The 18,019-nt window shown below is 70.1% G+C and carries 18 protein-coding genes; 13 read left to right on the forward strand and 5 right to left on the reverse strand.

Annotation, left to right across the window (positions count from 1 at the left end):
• Positions 1-300 precede the first annotated feature (300 nt).
• The 3 genes from phbB to CK240_RS00475 all read right to left on the reverse strand — a co-directional run bounded on the left by phbB (position 301) and on the right by CK240_RS00475 (position 2,579).
• The gene (gene phbB / locus CK240_RS00465; RefSeq protein ID WP_095638766.1) at positions 301-1,026 is read right to left on the reverse strand and encodes an acetoacetyl-CoA reductase; all 726 of its coding nucleotides are present in this window, start codon (positions 1,024-1,026) and stop codon (positions 301-303) included.
• A gap of 90 nt (positions 1,027-1,116) precedes the next feature.
• Positions 1,117-1,944 carry an EAL domain-containing protein gene (locus CK240_RS00470; protein ID WP_095638378.1) on the reverse strand — a complete coding sequence of 276 codons (828 nt, stop codon included), beginning with the start codon at positions 1,942-1,944 and terminating at the stop codon, positions 1,117-1,119.
• A gap of 89 nt (positions 1,945-2,033) precedes the next feature.
• On the reverse strand, positions 2,034-2,579 hold the full coding sequence (locus tag CK240_RS00475; protein WP_095638379.1) for a TlpA disulfide reductase family protein: 546 nt from the start codon (positions 2,577-2,579) through the stop codon (positions 2,034-2,036).
• Positions 2,580-2,603: 24 nt separating this feature from the next.
• Between CK240_RS00475 and argH the strand changes: the two genes are divergently transcribed.
• The 5 genes from argH (at position 2,604) to CK240_RS00490 (ending at position 8,498) form a co-directional block, all read left to right on the forward strand.
• Positions 2,604-4,013: an argininosuccinate lyase gene (gene argH / locus CK240_RS00480; protein WP_095638380.1), complete on the forward strand. Its 1,410-nt coding sequence runs from the start codon at positions 2,604-2,606 to the stop codon at positions 4,011-4,013.
• Positions 4,010-4,153: a hypothetical protein gene (locus CK240_RS18545; RefSeq protein ID WP_167649931.1), complete on the forward strand. Its 144-nt coding sequence runs from the start codon at positions 4,010-4,012 to the stop codon at positions 4,151-4,153. The genes argH and CK240_RS18545 overlap by 4 nt, the downstream gene beginning before the upstream one ends.
• A 124-nt stretch (positions 4,154-4,277) precedes the next feature.
• On the forward strand, positions 4,278-4,469 hold the full coding sequence (locus CK240_RS18120) for a hypothetical protein (protein WP_135058767.1): 192 nt from the start codon (positions 4,278-4,280) through the stop codon (positions 4,467-4,469).
• 127 nt (positions 4,470-4,596) lie between these two features.
• Entirely contained in the window at positions 4,597-5,865 is a 1,269-nt protein-coding gene (gene lysA, locus CK240_RS00485; protein ID WP_095638381.1) for a diaminopimelate decarboxylase, read from the forward strand.
• Positions 5,862-8,498, forward strand: a complete 2,637-nt coding sequence (locus CK240_RS00490) for a DUF4175 domain-containing protein (protein WP_240517220.1) — start codon at positions 5,862-5,864, stop codon at positions 8,496-8,498. Before lysA ends, CK240_RS00490 begins: the two co-directional genes overlap by 4 nt.
• Before the next feature lie 171 nt (positions 8,499-8,669).
• Here the strand turns inward: CK240_RS00490 and CK240_RS00495 are convergent, their stop codons facing one another.
• Entirely contained in the window at positions 8,670-9,521 is an 852-nt protein-coding gene (locus CK240_RS00495) for a zinc-ribbon domain-containing protein (RefSeq protein ID WP_167649933.1), read from the reverse strand.
• Positions 9,522-9,626: 105 nt separating this feature from the next.
• Between CK240_RS00495 and CK240_RS00500 the strand changes: the two genes are divergently transcribed.
• From CK240_RS00500 to CK240_RS00525, 6 genes are all read left to right on the forward strand, one after another.
• Positions 9,627-10,301: a cell division ATP-binding protein FtsE gene (locus tag CK240_RS00500; protein ID WP_095638383.1), complete on the forward strand. Its 675-nt coding sequence runs from the start codon at positions 9,627-9,629 to the stop codon at positions 10,299-10,301.
• Between the two features lie 101 nt (positions 10,302-10,402).
• Positions 10,403-11,290, forward strand: a complete 888-nt coding sequence (locus CK240_RS00505) for a cell division protein FtsX (RefSeq protein WP_095638768.1) — start codon at positions 10,403-10,405, stop codon at positions 11,288-11,290.
• The gene (locus tag CK240_RS00510; RefSeq protein ID WP_095638384.1) at positions 11,290-12,147 is read left to right on the forward strand and encodes a lysophospholipid acyltransferase family protein; all 858 of its coding nucleotides are present in this window, start codon (positions 11,290-11,292) and stop codon (positions 12,145-12,147) included. The genes CK240_RS00505 and CK240_RS00510 overlap by 1 nt, the downstream gene beginning before the upstream one ends.
• 66 nt (positions 12,148-12,213) lie before the next feature.
• The gene (locus CK240_RS00515) at positions 12,214-13,152 is read left to right on the forward strand and encodes an ABC transporter ATP-binding protein (protein ID WP_095638385.1); all 939 of its coding nucleotides are present in this window, start codon (positions 12,214-12,216) and stop codon (positions 13,150-13,152) included.
• On the forward strand, positions 13,149-13,910 hold the full coding sequence (locus tag CK240_RS00520; RefSeq protein WP_095638386.1) for an ABC transporter permease: 762 nt from the start codon (positions 13,149-13,151) through the stop codon (positions 13,908-13,910). The genes CK240_RS00515 and CK240_RS00520 overlap by 4 nt, the downstream gene beginning before the upstream one ends.
• A 137-nt stretch (positions 13,911-14,047) precedes the next feature.
• Complete coding sequence (locus tag CK240_RS00525; RefSeq protein WP_240517221.1) at positions 14,048-15,070, forward strand: Hint domain-containing protein; 1,023 nt, start codon at positions 14,048-14,050, stop codon at positions 15,068-15,070.
• A 3-nt stretch (positions 15,071-15,073) separates the two neighbouring features.
• Here CK240_RS00525 and CK240_RS00530 read toward each other — a convergent pair whose 3' ends face one another.
• Complete coding sequence (locus CK240_RS00530; protein WP_095638387.1) at positions 15,074-15,553, reverse strand: hypothetical protein; 480 nt, start codon at positions 15,551-15,553, stop codon at positions 15,074-15,076.
• Between the two features lie 191 nt (positions 15,554-15,744).
• On the opposite strand from CK240_RS00530, the gene rimO reads away from it, so the two are divergent.
• Positions 15,745-17,145: a 30S ribosomal protein S12 methylthiotransferase RimO gene (rimO, locus tag CK240_RS00535; protein ID WP_095638388.1), complete on the forward strand. Its 1,401-nt coding sequence runs from the start codon at positions 15,745-15,747 to the stop codon at positions 17,143-17,145.
• Positions 17,142-18,011, forward strand: coding sequence for a sulfotransferase family protein (locus tag CK240_RS00540; RefSeq protein ID WP_240517222.1), 870 nt, complete (start codon positions 17,142-17,144; stop codon positions 18,009-18,011). The genes rimO and CK240_RS00540 overlap by 4 nt, the downstream gene beginning before the upstream one ends.
• The last annotated feature ends 8 nt before the right edge of the window (positions 18,012-18,019 follow it).

The raw sequence follows: 18,019 nt of genomic DNA on the forward strand, positions 1-18,019 counted from the left end.
CTGTGCAGCTTCCGCGATTTCGCTGACCTCGTCGCGTTGCTGACGAGCTGCTCGCACGTGGCAGGCGACGGCAGAAGGCGGCCATGTGCCTTGAGGCAGAGGGCGCCGCAGTGGCTGGCCGAACGCAATCCGACATCCGGCGAAAGGCACATCCTGCAATGATTGCGTCCTGCACTCCTCCCGAGCCCTGGCATCGGGTACCCGAAGATGTCCTTGAGGGCAGGGCGCCATCCGGCGTGGCAGCGGGTTGCGTTCCTCCCCGAGCCGGCCGCTGCCAACTCGGGGAGGAATGGCTTCGCGTCAGGCGAAGAACTGGGCGCCGTTGGCGCTGATCGTCGAGCCCGAGATGAAGCCGGCATCGTCCGAGGCAAGGAAGACGACGCAGCGGGCGATTTCCTCGGGCTCGCCCAGGCGGCCGACGGGGATCTGCGGGATGATGCGCTCGTTCAGCACCTTCTCGTCGATGGCGCGCACCATCTCGGTCCCGATATAGCCGGGCGCGATCGCGTTGACCGTGATGCCCGCCCGAGCCCCTTCCTGCGCCAGCGCGCGTGTGAAGCCGATGTCGCCCGCCTTGGCGGCCGAGTAGTTGGCCTGGCCCGCCTGGCCCTTCTGCCCGTTCACCGAGCTGATGTTGATGATGCGGCCGAACTTGCGGTCACGCATCCCGTTCCAGACGCCATGCGTCATGTTGAACAGGCCAGTGAGATTGGTGTCGATGACCTCCTTCCATTGCTGTGGAGTCATCTTGTGGAACATGGCATCACGGGTGATCCCGGCATTGTTCACCAGGACGTCCACGGGGCCGACCTCCGCCTCGACCTGGCGGATGCCTTCGGCACAGGCGTCATAATCGGCGACCGACCACTTGAAGGTCCTGATGCCGGTTTCCTGGGTAAAGGCTTTTGCGGCATCGTCGTTGCCCGCATAATTCGCCGCGACCTCGTAGCCGGCCTCTTTCAAGGCCCTTGAAATCGCCGCGCCGATCCCCCTCGATCCGCCCGTCACCAAAGCAACTCTCGCCATCATCCCCTCCAACCTGGCGTGAAATCCTCTTTCTTCTAAGGGGTAGGGGGAGAAAGAATGTTGCGCAAGAGGCCGTTTGCACTTTCGCCCTCAGCGCTGAGCCGCCGCATTCGGCGCCTGCCATGGCGGAGAGATCGTAGGCGCCCCGAAATAGAATCCCTGCAGGCAATCGATGCCCAATTGGATCAGAAAGGCGGCATCATCTGCGGTTTCCACCTGCTCGGCCACCGTGAACATGTCGAAATGACTGGCAATGGACATCAGCGCGCGGGTCAGCACCTGATTGTCGGGATGCCCGGCAATCTCGCGGATGAACTGGCCGTCGATCTTGATGAGGTCGAACGAGAAATCCCGCAGGTAGCGGAACGAGGTGTAGCCCGCGCCGAAATCGTCCAGCGCGAAGCTGACACCGGCCTGCTGCAATTCGCGCATGAACTGGCGCACCTGCTCGGGCAGGCCCATGGCCGAGCTTTCGGTGATCTCCAGGATCAGCCGCTCGGCCACCGTCTTGTCCTCGGCCACCCCGCGGCGCAGCGTCCGCAGCCAGTCGGGGTATCCGATGGAACGGGCCGACATGTTGATCGACAGCCGCAGCCCGGGTTCCTCGGCCAGCGCGCGCAGGCCCAGCGCCAGCGCCAGGCAGTCGATCTGGCGGCCCAGTTCGCCCAGTTCCGCCACCGGCATGAAGTCGCGCAGCGGGATGATGCGGCCGGTCTCGTCGATGACGCGGATCAGCCCTTCGTGAAAGGCGGGGCGGTCGGTGCGGCTGGCCTGCACGATGGGCTGGAAGGCCAGCACCGCGTCGCCCCGTTCCACTGCGCGGCGAACCGTCGCCATGGTCAGGCGCGTCTGGTGGTCAACCGCGAAATCCAGCGGAGAGCTTTGCCCGGCGGGCGTCTGTCCATCTTCGAATCGCATCGCTGTCCCCTTGTTCCCGACGAGACTCTGGCAAGGATGAGCGAACAAACCGTAAATGCCAGACGCGAACTGGCAAGTGAGTTAACGGATCACTCCGACAGCATCTGGTCCACCAGCGCCAGCGCGGCGGGCGAGGACCAGTCGGCGTCCCCGGTCATCCGGGCGACCTCGTTGCCCTCGGCATCGATCAGGATCGTGACGGGCATCGCCATGACCCCGAAGGCGCGCGCCAACGCCATCTGCGGGTCGGTCAGCGTGGGCAGGCCGGTCACGCCGGACTCCTGAAAGAAACGGTTGATCGCGGCGGCGGTGTTGCGGCCCGAGGCGACGGTCAGGACCTCGAAGTCTTCGCCCCCCTTCGCCTTCTGCAGCGCGTCGAGCGACGGCATCTCCTCGCGGCAGGGGGCGCACCAAGTGGCCCAGAAGTTCAGCAGCACGACCTTGCCCTTCCAGTCGGACAGCCGGTGCGTGTCGCCCTCCAAGTCGGTGAACTCGACCTCGGGCACGGGCGCCACCTCGGATTCCACCAGCTTGGGCAGGCCCGCATCGCGCGCGGCCTGCCAGTCCACCGGCCCCGCCACGGCCGCGTTTGCAGCGATAAGCAGCGACGTATAAAGGGCGAGTGAACGCAACATGTGACCTCCGACAGGACCGATCCGATGACCGACACGCCCGAGACACCCACGGCCAACACCATGTGGGGCGGGCGCTTCGCCGCAGGTCCCGACGCGATCATGGAGGCGATCAACGCCTCGATCGGCTTCGACCGGCGGCTCTACGCCCAGGATATCCGGGGCAGCCGGGCCCATGCCGCGATGCTGGCCGCGCAGGGCATCATCAGCCCTAGCGATGCGGATGCGATCCGGGAAGGGCTGCTCACCGTCTTGTCAGAGATCGAGGGCGGGCGCTTCCGGTTCCAGACCGCGCTTGAAGACATCCACATGAACGTGGAAGCGCGGCTGAAGGAACTGATCGGCGAACCCGCGGGCCGGCTGCACACGGCGCGGTCGCGCAACGACCAGGTGGCGACCGACTTCCGCCTGTGGGTGCGCGACCAGTGCGACGCGGCGGTGGATAGCTTGCGCGCCCTGGTCCGGGTGCTGGTGGATCGGGCCGACGAGGGCGCGGACTGGGTGATGCCGGGCTTCACCCATCTGCAGACGGCGCAGCCGGTCACCTGGGGCCATCACATGATGGCCTATGTCGAGATGCTGGGCCGCGACATCGGCCGCTTCACCGACGCCCGGGCGCGGATGAACGAAAGTCCGCTGGGCTCGGCCGCGCTGGCAGGCACGGGCTTTCCCATCGACCGCCATGCGACTGCCGAGGCGCTGGGCTTCGACCGGCCGACGGCGAACAGCCTGGACGCCGTCAGCGACCGGGACTTCGCGCTGGAGTTCCTGTCGGCGGCCGCGATCTGCGCCACGCACCTGTCGCGTCTGGCCGAGGAGCTGGTGATCTGGTCCAGCGCGCAGTTCCGCTTCGTCGCCATGTCGGACCGCTGGTCCACCGGGTCCAGCATCATGCCGCAGAAGCGCAACCCGGATGCGGCGGAACTGATCCGCGCCAAGATCGGCCGCATCCTGGGCGCGGCGGTGGCGCTGTTCACGGTGATGAAGGGCCTGCCGCTCGCCTATTCCAAGGACATGCAGGAGGACAAGGAGCAGGTCTTCGACGCCGCCGACACGCTGATGCTGGCGCTGGCCGCGATGACCGGGATGATGTCCGACCTGACCGTGCACCGCGAGCGGCTGGAGGCTGCGGCCTCTTCGGGCTTTTCCACCGCCACCGACCTTGCCGACTGGCTGGTGCGCGAGGCCGGGCTGCCCTTCCGCGACGCCCATCACGCGACCGGCGCGCTGGTGGCACGGGCCGAGGCGCGCGGCGTCGATCTGCCCGAACTCACGCTGGAGGAGATGCAGGCCGTGAACCCGGCGATAACTTCTGCCGTGTTCGACGTTTTGGGCGTTCACAACTCGGTCGCCTCGCGGCAATCATACGGGGGAACCGCGCCCGACCAGGTGCGCGCGCAGGTCGCCCGGTGGCGCAAGGCGATGGAGGAATGGTGAGGACGCTGACAGTCGTGGCCGCCGCACTGGTCCTGTCGGGCTGCGGCGTCGATGGGCCGCCGGTGGCGCCGATGGCGCAGGCGCAGCCGGGCGTGACCGTCACGGGCGATGCCCGCATGGGTGCGGTCTTCACGCCCTGACCGCGCGGCCGGGCAGGGGAGCGATCCTTGCCCGCCGCACCCGCCGCGACACGCCGGAACGGCAGCGCGGATCCAGGCAGAAGCGGGCAGAAGACCCGCGCATCACGAGCAGACGAGGCACAAGATGATTGGACGTTTGACTTTGATCGCCGTGGCGCTGGCGGCGCTGACCGCCTGTGGGGGCGGAGGCTCCGGCACCGTCAGCGATTCGGAGCAGGTGATGATCCAGAAGGGCACCTATGTCTATAACCCGAACAAGCGTCACGCCCCGGTGTCGCTGTCGGGCGCGGACCTGATCGGGCTCGAGCCCCGCTGACGCGCCGCATCCGTCCGCACGATTGCGTGCAATCGCCTGACTGACGGCAGGGGGCGCTGCGGCGCCCTTTGCAAAGCGGTCGGCGCTGGCGCAATATCGTCGCCTGACTGGCGCGATACGGAACGGCATGGATCACTTCAACTACAAGGACGGCGCGCTTCACGCCGAGGACGTCGCGCTGGCCGAGATCGCGCGGGCGGTCGGCACTCCGGTTTATGTCTATTCGACCGCGACGCTCACGCGGCATTTCAACCTGTTCCGGCAGGCCCTGGACTGGACGGACCACCTGGTCTGCTTTGCGGTCAAAGCGAACTCGAACCTTGCCGTGCTGAAGCTGCTGGGCGACCTCGGCGCGGGGATGGACGTCGTGTCGGGCGGGGAATACGCGCGCGCAAGGGCCGCCGGCGTGCCCGGCGAGCGCATCGTCTTTTCCGGCGTCGGCAAGACGCGCGAGGAGATGGCGCAGGCCATCCGGGGCGGCATCCGCCAGTTCAACGTGGAAAGCGAGCCCGAGCTTGCCGCCCTTTCCGAGGTCGCGCAGTCCCTGGGCGCGACCGTGCCCATCGCCGTGCGCGTGAACCCGGACGTGGATGCGAAGACCCACGCCAAGATCGCCACCGGCAAGTCGGAAAACAAGTTCGGCATCCCCATCGCGCGTGCGCGCGAGGTTTATGCCCATGCCGCCGCCCTGCCGGGCCTTCAGGTCGTCGGCATCGACATGCACATTGGCAGCCAGCTGACCGACCTGGAGCCCTACCGGCAGGCCTATACCCGAATGGCCGACCTGTGCCTGACCCTGCGGGCGGACGGGCACCCGATCATGCGGCTGGACCTGGGCGGGGGCCTCGGCATTCCCTATCGCCGCGACAACGCCGCGCCGCCCCTGCCCATCGAATACGGGCAGGTCGTGCGCGAGACGGTGGGCGACCTCGGCTGCGAGATCGAGATCGAGCCGGGGCGCAACATCGCGGGCAATGCGGGTATCCTGCTCGCTTCGGTCATCTGGACCAAGCAGGGCGAGGGGCGCGACTTCCTGATCGTCGATGCCGCGATGAACGACCTGATCCGCCCGGCGATGTATGACGCGCATCACGACATCCTGCCGGTGCGGGAACGCGCGCCCGGCACCGAGCCCGCGCCCGTGGACGTGGTGGGCCCTGTCTGCGAGACGGGCGACACCTTCGCCCGCGGCGTGCCGCTGCCTCGGATGGACGACGGCGAGCTGGTCGCCTTCCGTTCGGCCGGGGCCTATGGCGCGGTGATGGCGTCCGAATACAACTCGCGCCCGCTGGTGCCCGAGGTGCTGGTCGCGGGCGACCGCTTCGACGTCATCCGCCCGCGTCCCACGATCGAGGAGATGCTGGCCCGCGACCGCATCCCGGACTGGCTGACATGACCGGCCCTTCCCGCCAGCCCGAAGGCCTGCCCCCCGCCGCCCGGCGTGCGGTCGGCCTGACGCTGGCGGGGATGTGGTGGGAACGGCTCGCCCGCGCCTTCTGGGTGCCGGTGACGCTGGCGATGCTGGCCGCGGCCGCGCTGGCCCTTGGGCTGGTCGCGGCGCTGCCGCCCGCGCTGCTGGTCTGGGGGACGCTGGCCTGGGCGCTGGCCTTTCTCGCGTCGGCCCTTGCCGGCTGGCGGCGGTTCCGCCGGCCCACGTGGAACGAGGCGCTGGTGCGCGTGGACGCCCGCCTGCGCGGACGGCCGCTGTCGGCCCTGGGCGACCGCATGGCACTGGGGGGACCCGAGGCCGAGGGCCTGTGGCGCGCCCATGTCGAAGCCGCCCGCCGCGCGGCGATCAGGGCGCAGGCAGTCGGACCCCGCGCGGGGCTTGCCACCCGCGACCCCTTCGCCCTGCGCCTCGTGGGGCTGACGGCGCTGGCGATGGCGCTGCTGTTCGGCGGCGCGGGCCCGGTGGGGCAGGGCCTCGGCGCGCTGGCCGCAAGCTGGGCGCCGGCGCCGCGCGCGCCAGACGAGCCCTTGGCGACCGGCCCTGCCTGGGAGGGCTGGGCCGAGCCGCCGCGCCATACCCGCCGGCCGACGATCTACCTCAATGCGCTGAAGGACGACGCGCTGACCGTCCCCGAGGGCACGGTGCTCAGCTTCCGCCTTTACGGCGAGGGCCTCGACGTCCGGCAGGATGTCGGTCCCGCCCTCGAAAGCCCTGCCGATGCGCCGCAATTCGCCGCGCAGAACAGCGGCCTGGTCGAGATCTGCGGCCGCAGCTTCGCCCTGGCCGTGAACCCCGACGACGCGCCCACGGTCCAGCTTGCCGCGCTGGCCGAGCGCCGCGCGGATGGCCGCATGGCACAGGGCTTCTCGGCCGGGGACGATCACGGCGTCGAGGCCGGGTCGGCCACGATCCGGCTGGACCTTGACGCGATCGACCGCCGCTTCGGCCTGACCCCCGAGCCCGAGCCGCGCGAGGCGCTGGTTCTGGACCTGCCGCTGCCCGCCGCGGGCCAGCGGCGGCAGGTCACGGGAACACTGGCGGCCGACCTGTCCCGCCACCCCTGGGCGAACCTGCCCGTGCGCGTCACCCTGTCGGTGCAGGACGGCATCGGCCAGCCGGCCGAAACGCAGCCCGCCGCGATGATCCTGCCCGGCCGCCGCTTCTTCGACCCCCTCGCCGCCGGGCTGGTCGAGATGCGCCGCGACCTTCTGTGGTCGCGCGAGAATGCCGGCCGCTCGGCCCGGCTGCTGCGCGCCATGGTCTGGCAGCACGACCGCGCCACTCCGCCCGAGGCCGCCGCGGCCATCACCGACGCGGTCCGCACGCTGGAAGCCGGGCCCCTTTCGCCCGAGGACCGCGACCGGCTGTCGGACGCCCTGTGGGATGCGGCGGTGCAGATCGAGGACGGGGGCTTGGGCGATGCGCTGGAACGGATGCGCCAGGCGCAGGAACGCCTGTCCGAGGCGATCCGCAACGGCGCCAGCCGCGACGAGATCCAGAAGCTGATGGACGAGCTGAAGGCCGCGACCGACGACTACACCCGGATGCTGGCCGAGCGCGGCGAGGACCCGGCCGCCCGCTTCGACCGGTCCGAACAGCAGGGCCAGCAGGTCACGGGCGACCAGATCCAGCAGATGATGGACGAGATCCAGCGCCTGATGAACGAGGGCCGCATGGCCGAGGCGCAGGAGCTGCTGGAGCAGTTCAACCGCATGATGGAGAACCTCCAGGTCCGCGAGGGCGGCCAGGGCGGCGAAGGCTCCCGCCAGATGGAAGGGCTGGAGGACACCCTCCGCGAGCAGCAGCGGCTGGCCGACGAGGCCATGCGCGAGGCCCAGCGTGACCCCTTCGGCCAGCAGGGGCAACAGGGCGAGGGCGAACAGCCCGGCCAGCAGCCCGGAGCGGGGGAGCAGCCCGGCGAAGGGCAGCAGCCGGGCCAGGGCCAGCAGCCGGGACAGCAGGGGGCGCAGTCCGGGCAACAGGGCGGTGGAGGTCAGGGCGGCCAGGGACAGGGCGGGCAGGGCGGAGAGCCGGGCGAGGGCTCGCTTGCCGACCGCCAGCAGGCCCTGCGCGAGGAACTGGAGCGGCAGCAGGGCCTTCTGCCCGGACAGGGTACGCCCGAAGGCAATGCCGCGCGCCAGCGTCTGGACGAAGCGGGCCGCGCGATGGCGGACGCCGAACGCGCGCTGCGCCAGGGCGATCCGGCGGGCGCGATGCAGGGCCAGGCCGATGCCATCGAGGCGCTGCGCGAAGGGATGCGCGCGCTGGGCGACCTTGCCCGTTCGCAGCAGGGCCAGCAGGGGCAAGGGCAGGGACAGGGCGAACAGCCGGGCCAGCAGGGCCAGTCGCAGGCCGATGGCGGCGATGGAACCAGCGATGGCCGCACGAGGCTCGACCCCCTGGGCCGCCAGAGCAGCGGCCAGGGCGGCAACGTCACCACGGGCGAGCCGCTGGCCGAGGGCGAGGCCCGCCAGAACCGCGCCCGCGAATTGCAGGACGAGATCCGCCGCCGCAGCGGCGAGCCGGAACGCCCGCGTGCCGAGCGCGACTATCTGGGACGGCTGCTGGACCGGTTCTGAGGCCGCGTGGCGAAGGGTGCCGCCCCCCACGGAACACGGCAACAAGGCGCCGTGGAACCGCTGTTGCCCGACCAAGCCGCGAATCGGCTGCCGAAAGCGGAAGGACGCGCCGAGGTCGGGGACCAGCCACCGGCAGGGCGGCTTCCCTTAGGGCTGTTGCGAGAAGCGCCCTTACTCGCCGTCCCGCTCTCCCTGTTTGCGGCCGGTGATGGCCTCGCCCTTGAGGGCGAGCCAGTCGCGGCCCTTGTCCATCTCGCCACGCCATTCGGCGATCGCCGCGCCGATGGGACCCGGGCCGCTCAATCGGGGGGCCAGCGCGTAAAGCGCGACCACCGCGACTGCGAGGATGACCGCGAGGCCGAAACCCGCATCATAGCCGCGCCGGGAGCCTGGGGCCGAGGCCATCGGCACGGGCGGGGCAGGGGCAGGATCGGAAGCTGCGGGAACGGCCGACATGCGGGTCGTCCCGGCCGCAGGTGCGGCACCGGCAGCAGCGACATGCCCGGCCGCGGCGGTGTCCCCGCCCGACGCCGTCTGCACCGGGGATGCCGGTGCCGGCAAGGAGACGGCGTCGCGGACGACAGCGCCAGCGGCCCCCGGCACCGTGCCCTCATCGTCCATGCCGCCCTTCGGGCCGATGGCGGGAAGGGCGTCCGCATCGACGAGGGGGGCGGAGGCGCGCGAAGCGTCATCCGCCAGTGCCCGGCCCTGGCCTTCCTCCGCGGGGTCCTGCGCCTCGGGCAGGGCCGGAAAGCCGGCGGCCCGCTCGGCCGCGCGAAGGGAACGCCGCTCGGCGGCGCGGACCTCGAGCTCGCGGGCGGCTTCCTCGCGCAGGATCTCGATCACCGAATCGCTCAGGGGGCGGCTCAGCTGCGGGCGGGCGGCCGGGTCGAAGGATTCGGGCGGGGGAAGGGCGCGCCAGACGTGGTCGCAGGCCGAGCACTCGACGTCGCGCCCCGCCGGCGGGATCGCGGCGCCGTCGATTTCATACTGCGCGCCGCAGCGCGGGCAGACCAGCCGCATCGCATCGCCTCCGTTTCGCCCAAGCCGCGTGGTTTTCATCGCCGCGCCGACGTTCTATCAACGCCGCCATCGGCCGCCAAGCGCGCCGGGTCAAGGAGGGCGGACGTGATCGAGATGCGGGATGTGGGCTTCGCCTATCCTCGGGGCGGCGCGCTGTTTCAGGGCATCACGCTGGACCTGCCGCGCGGGTCCTTCCAGTTCCTGACCGGTCCGTCGGGGTCGGGAAAGACGACATTCCTGCGGCTTTGCATCGCGGACCTTCTGCCCAGTTCCGGCACGCTGACCGTCTTCGGCCAGAATGCGGCCGCGCTGGGCCGGGACGAGATCGCGGCCCTGCGCCGGCGGATCGGGCTGGTGCAGCAGGACACGCAGTTCCTCGACCACCTGCCGGTGGCGGAGAACATCGCCCTGCCGATGATCGTCGCGGGCGAGCCGGTGGACATGGCCGCGATCCGCGACCTGCTGGCCTGGGTGCAGATGACGCAGGCCGCGCGCGAGATGCCCCCCTCGCTTTCGGGGGGCGAGCGCCAGCGGGCGGCGCTGGCCCGCGCGGTGATCCTGTCGCCGGACGTGATCCTGGCGGACGAGCCGACCGGCAACCTCGACTGGGACATGTCGCTGCGTCTGCTGCAACTGCTGATCGAATTGAACAAGTCGGGCAAGACCGTGCTGATCGCCACCCATGACCTGAACCTGATCCGGGCCGCCAAGCAGCAGGTCCCCGTGCGCGTGCTGCGCATCGCGGGCGGCCGCGTGCAGGCCGGGGGGACCGAGCTGTGAGCGCGGCCCCGAAGAAGCGCCCCGACTGGCGGGCCCTGGTCCGCCGCGCACCCCGCGCGCCCCGCGCACGCACGGGGCTGGACGCGCTTGATTTCCGCACCCTGTGGCGCAGCCTGGCCGGGCGCGAGGCGGGGCTGGCCGACCGGATCGTGCCCCCGTCCGGCGCGACGGCGAAGCTGACGGTCTTCGCCGCCGGGGTCATGGCCTTCCTCGCGGTCTTCGCCCTGGCGCTGGCCCTGGCGACCGGGCGGCTGGCCGACCGCTGGGCCGAGGGGCTGGCGCAGACCGTGACGATCCGCGTCTCGGCCCCCGCGTCCGAGATCGAGGCGCAGACGGCGGCCGTCCAGCAGGCGCTCGCGACGACCCCTGGCGTGGCCGAAAGCCGCCTGTTGGGGGGAGAGGAGGTCGAGGCGCTGCTGGAGCCCTGGTTCGGCCCCGACGTCCCCGTGGACGCGCTGCCGGTGCCGCGCCTGGTCGAGGTCACGACCGAGCGCGGCTTCGACGCCGAGGGCCTGCGCCTGCGGCTCGAGGCCGAGGCGCCCGGTGCGGTGCTGGACGACCACACCCGCTGGCGGCAGCCGCTGGTTTCGGCGGCCTCGCGGCTGCGCTGGCTCGGCTGGCTGTCGCTGGCGCTGATCGGGGCGGCGGGGGCCGCGATGGTGACGCTGGCCGCGCAGGCCGCGCTGGCCGCGAACGGGCCGGTGATCCGCGTCATGCGGCTGATCGGCGCGCGCGACCTGACCATCGCCCAAGCCTTCGTCCGCCGTCTGACCCGCCGCACGGCGCTGGGCGCGGCCGCGGGAACGGTGCTGGGGATGCTCGCCGTCTTCGCGCTGCCCGACATGCAGGCGGCGGGCGGCTTCCTGACCGGCCTCGGGTTCACGGGCTGGGGCTGGCTCTGGCCGCTGCTGATCCCGCCCGTGGGCGCGCTGGTGGGCTTTGCCGCCACCCGCGCCGCCGCGCTGCGGATGCTGCGCGAGGTCCGCTGATGGTGACGCGCCCCCTTGAGCAGCCCGGCTGGGCACTTGTCCACGACCCCGCCGCGCAGTCACCGGCAGCCCGGGTTCCTGCGCTGGTCGACCGTCCTGCCGATCCCCGCTATCATCCCGGCCGGCTTTCGCCGCTCTGGCCGCTGCAAACGGCGGTTTTCTACATCTGGATCGCACTTGTCACGCTGGTCATGGGGCTGGCCTGGTGGCCGAAGATCCGCCGCGACCCGTCGCAGGCCCATGTCCTGCCAGTCGTCTGGACGGGCCGGCTGCTGGCCGCCGCCCGCACGATCCTGGGCATCTCGGTCGAGGTGCGGGGCACGCCGCCAACGCAGGACTGCATCATCGCCGCCAAGCACCAGAGCTTCCTCGACATCCTCGCCATCGCCCATGCGGTGCCGCAGTGCGGCTTCATCATGAAGCGCGAGGTGCTGCGGGTGCCGGTCATGGGCCATTACGCGCGGCTGGCGGGCTGCATCCCCATCGACCGCACGCGCGGGTCCGAGGCGATGCGCCAGATCATCGCCGGGGTGCAGGCCGCCCGCGCATCCGGCGACGGGCTGGGGCAGCTCATCATCTATCCCGAAGGGACCCGCACCCGCCCCGGCGAGCGGCGCAAGTACAAGCACGGCGTGGGCACGATCCAGGCCGCGACCGGGCTGCCGGTCCATCCCGTCGCCGTCAACTGCGGCCTGTTCTGGCCCAGGGACGGACTGCGGATGCGCCCCGGCCGCGCGGTGATCGAGTTCCTCGACCCCGCACCCCCCGGGGGCTCGGCAAGCGAAGTCGTCGAGCGGCTGGAAGTGGTGGTCGAGGGCGCCTCGGACGCGCTGATGGCCGAGGCAGGGGCGCGCTGAAGGCCCGCACGGCTGGACAAGCGCGGTCCGCGCACATAGCTCTCGGCAGTTCGCAAGGAGAGTGCCGTGCCCCCGATCATCGAGATCGACCATCTGTCGAAGCAGTATGCGGGCGGCACGCGGGCGCTCGATGACGTCAGCCTGTCGATCGAGCAGGGCGAGATCCTTGCGCTGCTGGGACCGAACGGGGCCGGCAAGACGACGCTGATCTCCATCATCTGCGGGCTGGTCGTGCCCACGGGCGGCACCGTGCGCGTGGGCGGCCACGACATCCGCACCGACTGGCGCGCCGCGCGCAAGCTGATCGGCCTCGTGCCGCAGGAAATCTCGCTCGAGCCCTTCGAGACGGTGGCGAACTCGGTCCGCTTCACCCGCGGCCTTTACGGCGAGGGACCGGACGAGGCCTACCTGGAACAGCTTCTGCGCAGCCTGGCGCTGTGGGACAAGCGCGACGCGCCTTGCCGTGCGCTTTCGGGCGGGATGAAGCGGCGGGTGCTGATCGCCAAGGCGCTGTCGCACCGCCCCAAGGTCCTGTTCCTCGACGAGCCCACCGCCGGGGTGGACGTCCACCTGCGGCGCGAGATGTGGACTGTCGTCAGCGACCTGCGCGCTTCGGGCGTGACGATCATCCTGACTACCCATTACCTGGAAGAGGCCGAGGAGATGGCCGACCGCATCGGCGTCATCGACAAGGGCCACCTGATGCTGGTCCGTCCCACGGCCGAGCTGATGGGCGAGTTCGGGCGCAAGCAGCTGACCGTGGAACTGGACGCGCCGCTGGACGCGCTGCCGCAGGGCTGGGCCGACCGGGGGATCACGCTGTCGCCCGACGGTCGCCGTCTGGGCTATGATTACGACGCGCGGGCCGAACGCACCGGGATCGGGCGGCTGCTGGCCGATCTCAACGCGCAGGGCATCGGCGTGCGCGATGTCGCCACCACGCAATCCTCGCTGGAAGAGGTGTTCATGTCGCTGCTGGAAAACGGGGCGGAGGCGCGGCGATGAACTGGCAGTCCGTCAGCATGATCTATCGCCACGAGATGGCGCGCTTCTTCCGCACGATCTGGCAGTCGCTGGCCTCGCCCGTGCTGTCCACGGTCCTGTATTTCGTCGTCTTCGGCGCCGCCATCGGCGGACGGATCGAATCGGTCGAGGGCATCCCCTATGCGGCCTTCATCGTGCCGGGGCTGATGATGCTGACGGTGCTGCAGCAGTCCGTCTCGAACGCGAGCTTCGGCATCTATTTCCCCAAGTTCTCGGGCACGATCTACGAATACCTCGTCGCGCCCACCGGCTGGGCCGAGGTCACGCTGGGCTTCGTGGGGGCGGCCGCATCCAAGGCGATCCTGATCGCGGTGATCATCCTTGTGACCAGCTTCTTCTTCGTGGGCGTCCACATCGTCCACCCGTTGTGGATGCTGGCCTTTCTGGCCCTGACGGCGACGGCCTTCGCGCTGCTGGGCTTTGTCATCGGCCTGTGGGCCAAGAACTTCGAGCAGCTGCAGATCGTGCCGATGATGGTCATCACGCCGCTGGTCTTTCTGGGCGGGGCCTTCTACTCGGCCTCGATGCTGCCGCCCTTCTGGGAACAGGTGGCGAAGCTGAACCCGGTGCTCTACCTCGTTTCGGGCTTCCGCTGGTCCTTCTTCGGGCTGGCCGACGTGCCGGTCGGCGTCTCGCTGATGGCGGTCGGGCTGATGATCGTCGTGCTGCTGGCCGCCATCCGCTGGATCTTCCTGACCGGCTGGCGCCTGCGCGACTGAGCCGGACTTTCGCTGCGGCCTTAACCTTGCGTTAACCAATGATCGTTAACCCCTTGTGAAAAATGGGGGCAGCGATGGTCAAGCTTTACGACGCCAGCATCTTGACGGGGCCGCCTTTGCGCGCGGGTGCGCAGATCATGGCTCAGGGCAGGGAGGGCGGCACCCATGTGCTGTCGCAGGGCCTCGAGGCGCTTGATGTCACCCAATCCTACCCGACCATGCTGTCGAAAGGGGATACCATCACCCTTGCGGGAACCGCGTATCGGGTATCGGGCCTCAACTACCTGAGCAGCTACGTGGAATATGCGGGCGGCAGGTCGGGCGACACCCGGGCTCTGCTGATATCCTTGACAGGGATCGCGGACCAGGCCGCGGAAACGCGCCTGCTGGTGCCGCTGGACGGCCAGACGGTGCCCTATGACGGCACATTGGGCGAAGCCATCTCCGTCATGCACGTGAGCTATGTCGAGGACCTGTCCGGATACCCTTGGGCCGAGATCTCGCGCGACGACGACTTCAGGGTCGACGTCACCTGCTTCACGACCGGCACCCTGATCGAGACGGAGCGCGGCCTGCAGCCCGTCCAGCGCCTGCGGGTGGGCGACCTGGTCCGCACCCGGGATCACGGGATGCAGCCGCTGCGCTGGCTGGGCGGGCGGCAGCTGTCCGGGGCAGAGCTTGGCGCCAATCCCGGGCTGCACCCGATCCGGATCGCGGCAGGGGCCCTGGGGCCGGGCCTGCCCGCGCGCGACCTGATCGTGTCTCCGCAGCACCGGATGCTGGTCCGTTCCGTGATCGCCCAGCGCATGACGGGCTCGGCCGAGGTGCTGATCGCCGCCGTCCACCTGCTTGGCCATCCCGGGATCGACCGGGTCGAGGCGCAGGGCAGCCTTGGCTACTGGCACCTGATGTTCGACCGGCACGAGATCGTCTTCGCCGAAGGAGCCGAGGCGGAATCGCTCTACCTCGGGCCGATGGCGCTGGCCGCGCTGACCCGGGATGCCGTGCGGGAACTGCACGCGCTGTTTCCCGAACTCGTCTCGGCGGGCGGCCTGGCCGAGCCGCAGCCCACCGCACGGCCCGTCATGCGCGGCAAGCCGGTGGCCCGCCTGATCGAGCGGCAGCTTCGGAACCTCAAGCCGCTGGTGACGGCGGCCTGAGCCTCAGCGCGGGCAGAGCCGCGTCTGCGGGTCGAGCCGGACATATTCCTGCGCGCTGATCTTCTGGATCTTCAGCGAATGGCGCCATTCCGCGTTCCAGCGTTCCAGGATGCCGTTCCGGTAGTGCAGGGCCATCAGCTGGTCCACGATGGGCGGGATGATGTCGGTCCCCGGCAGCCGCGGCGCGTGGAATCCGACCGAGGCATCGCGCGCGAGGCAGGCGTTCGGCAGCGTGATCAGCATCGTGCAGGCCGAGTTGCAGCGGCCGCTGATGCGGACAGGCCGGCCCGAAGCCTCGAGCTCGGTCCGCCGCTGGATCATCTGCAGGACGTTGCCGCCCCGGTTGTCGTGGATGACGATGGGCTCGGGGCCGACCGCCGCAGGGGTCGCGGCGATGCCGCGGGTCGGGGGCGCGGCGCAGGCGGGCAGGGCGATCAGCACCAGAAGCGCGGCGCGGCGGACAAGGCAAGGGATGATCTGCATGGCCGCATCATGACGGCCCGCACCCGGAATGGAAATGCGCTCTCCGGCCCTTCGGACCCGCCGTCCATCACGACCGCGCCAGCCCGAAGGGACCGCGATCCCGCGAAAGGCGCGTCCCTCGCGCATCATCGCGCCACAAACGCCGCGTCGCGCGCTTTGCGTTCGGCCTGCGCGTCGCTATATGCCGGGCCATGAGCCTGAACCCTCCCAGCCTTCGCCCGGATCTTGCCCCCGCCCTTCGCCTGGACGACGCGCATGCGCGCGCAGCCGCGGGCCGCGGCGGCCAGCCGACCATCGGCATGGTCTCGCTCGGCTGCCCCAAGGCGCTGGTGGACAGCGAGCGCATCCTGACCCGCCTGCGGGCCGAGGGTTATGCGATCAGCCCGCAGTACCAGGGCGCGGACGCGGTGATCGTGAACACCTGCGGCTTTCTGGACAGCGCCAAGGCCGAAAGCCTCGAAGCCATCGGCGAGGCGCTTTCGGAAAACGGCCGGGTGATCGTGACCGGCTGCCTGGGCGCCGAGCCCGAATACATCACGGGCGTCCACCCCCGCGTGCTGGCCGTCACGGGTCCGCACCAGTACGAGCAGGTGCTGGACGCCGTGCACTTGGCCGTGCCGCCCGCGCCGGACCCGTTCATCGACCTGCTGCCTGCGTCCGAGGTGCGGCTGACGCCGCGCCACTACGCCTATCTGAAGATTTCCGAGGGCTGCAATCACGCCTGCAAGTTCTGCATCATCCCCGATCTGCGCGGCCGCCTTGTCAGCCGCCCGGCCCATGCGGTGGTGCGCGAGGCCGAGAAGCTGGTCGCCAGCGGCGTGCGCGAACTGCTGGTGATCAGCCAGGACACCTCGGCCTATGGCCTTGACCTGCGCCATGCCGAGGAGCGGGGGCACCGCGCCCATATCACGGATCTTGCCCGCGACCTTGGTTCGCTGGGGGCATGGGTGCGGCTGCACTATGTCTATCCCTATCCCCATGTCCGCAACCTGATCCCGCTGATGGCCGAGACGGCGGCCACGGGAACGGGCGTGCTGCCTTACCTCGACATTCCCTTCCAGCACGCCCACCCCGACGTGCTGAAGCGCATGGCCCGCCCTGCGGCGAGCGCCAGGACGCTGGACGAGATCGCCGCCTGGCGGGCGGCCGCACCGGGAATCACGCTGCGCTCCACCTTCATCGTCGGCTATCCCGGCGAGACCGAGGCCGAGTTCCAGCACCTGCTCGACTGGCTGGACGAGGCGCAACTGGATCGCGTCGGCTGCTTCCAGTACGAGAACGTGCAGGGCGCGCGGGCCAACGACCTGCCCGGCCACGTTCCGGACGAGGTCAAGCAGGACCGCTGGGACCGCTTCATGCAGAAGGCGCAGGCGATTTCCGCCGCGAAGCTGGCCGCCAAGGTCGGCACCCGCCAGCAGGTCATCGTGGACAGCATCGACGCCGACGGCGCCACCTGCCGCACCATGGCCGACGCCCCCGAGATCGACGGCAACCTGTTCATCGACGAGGGCTTCGAGGCCCTGACGCCCGGCGACATCGTGACGGTCACGGTGGACGAGGCCTCCGACTACGACCTGTGGGGGACACTGTGACCGACCTGCCCAAGTGGGACCCCGAGGGCGCGCCGAAGAAGCCGCAGATCGTCGGCATCGGCGCGCAGAAGGCCGGGACCACCTGGCTGGGGCAGATGATCTCGCAGCATCCGCAGGTCTGGCTGCCGCCCTTCAAGGAAGCGCAGTTCTTCAACCACCGCTTCGTGCCGGAACACCGGCAATGGCTGCCCTGGCATTTCAAGCGCGCCCGCCAGAACCAGGAAAAGCGCTATGCCGCGAAGGGCGAGGCAATGCCCCCCGCGCTTGACGCCTATCTCGACCGGATCACCCGGGGCGAGATGTTCACCAACCACTGGTACAAGCAGGTCTTCGCCCCGGCGCCCGAGGGCACGGCCCCCTGCGACATCACCCCGGAATATTCCACCCTGCCGGATGAAGGCGTCGAGTTCGTCACGGAGTTCCTGCCGCAGGCGCGCTTCATCTACATCATCCGCCATCCGGTCGATCGCGCGATCAGCCAGCTGAAGATGAACCTGACGCGCAAGAAGAAGACCCCGAAAGGAGTCGAGGCCTGGCTGGCCGAGATCGACGACCCGGTGCTGTATGACCGGGGCGACTATGCGACCTATGTGCCGCGCTGGACCTCGCGCCTGCCTGCGGATCGCCTGCTGATCCTGCCCTTCGGCCTGATCGCCAGGGACCCGGCCGGCGTCATGAGCCGGGTCGAATCCTTCTGCGGCCTTGCCCCCCACACCTATCGCGGCCTGAACGCCAAGGTCTTCGCCGCCAATGCCGAGCTTTCGGTGCCCTCCGAGGCGCGCGCGAAGATCCGCGAACGGCTCGAGCCGCAGTTCGCCTTCCTTGCCGCGACCTTTGACGCCGAGTTCAACCGCCTGATCAGGTGACGTTCCCG

The sequence above is a fragment of the Paracoccus salipaludis genome (genome assembly GCF_002287065.1).
GTDB lineage: Bacteria > Pseudomonadota > Alphaproteobacteria > Rhodobacterales > Rhodobacteraceae > Paracoccus > Paracoccus salipaludis.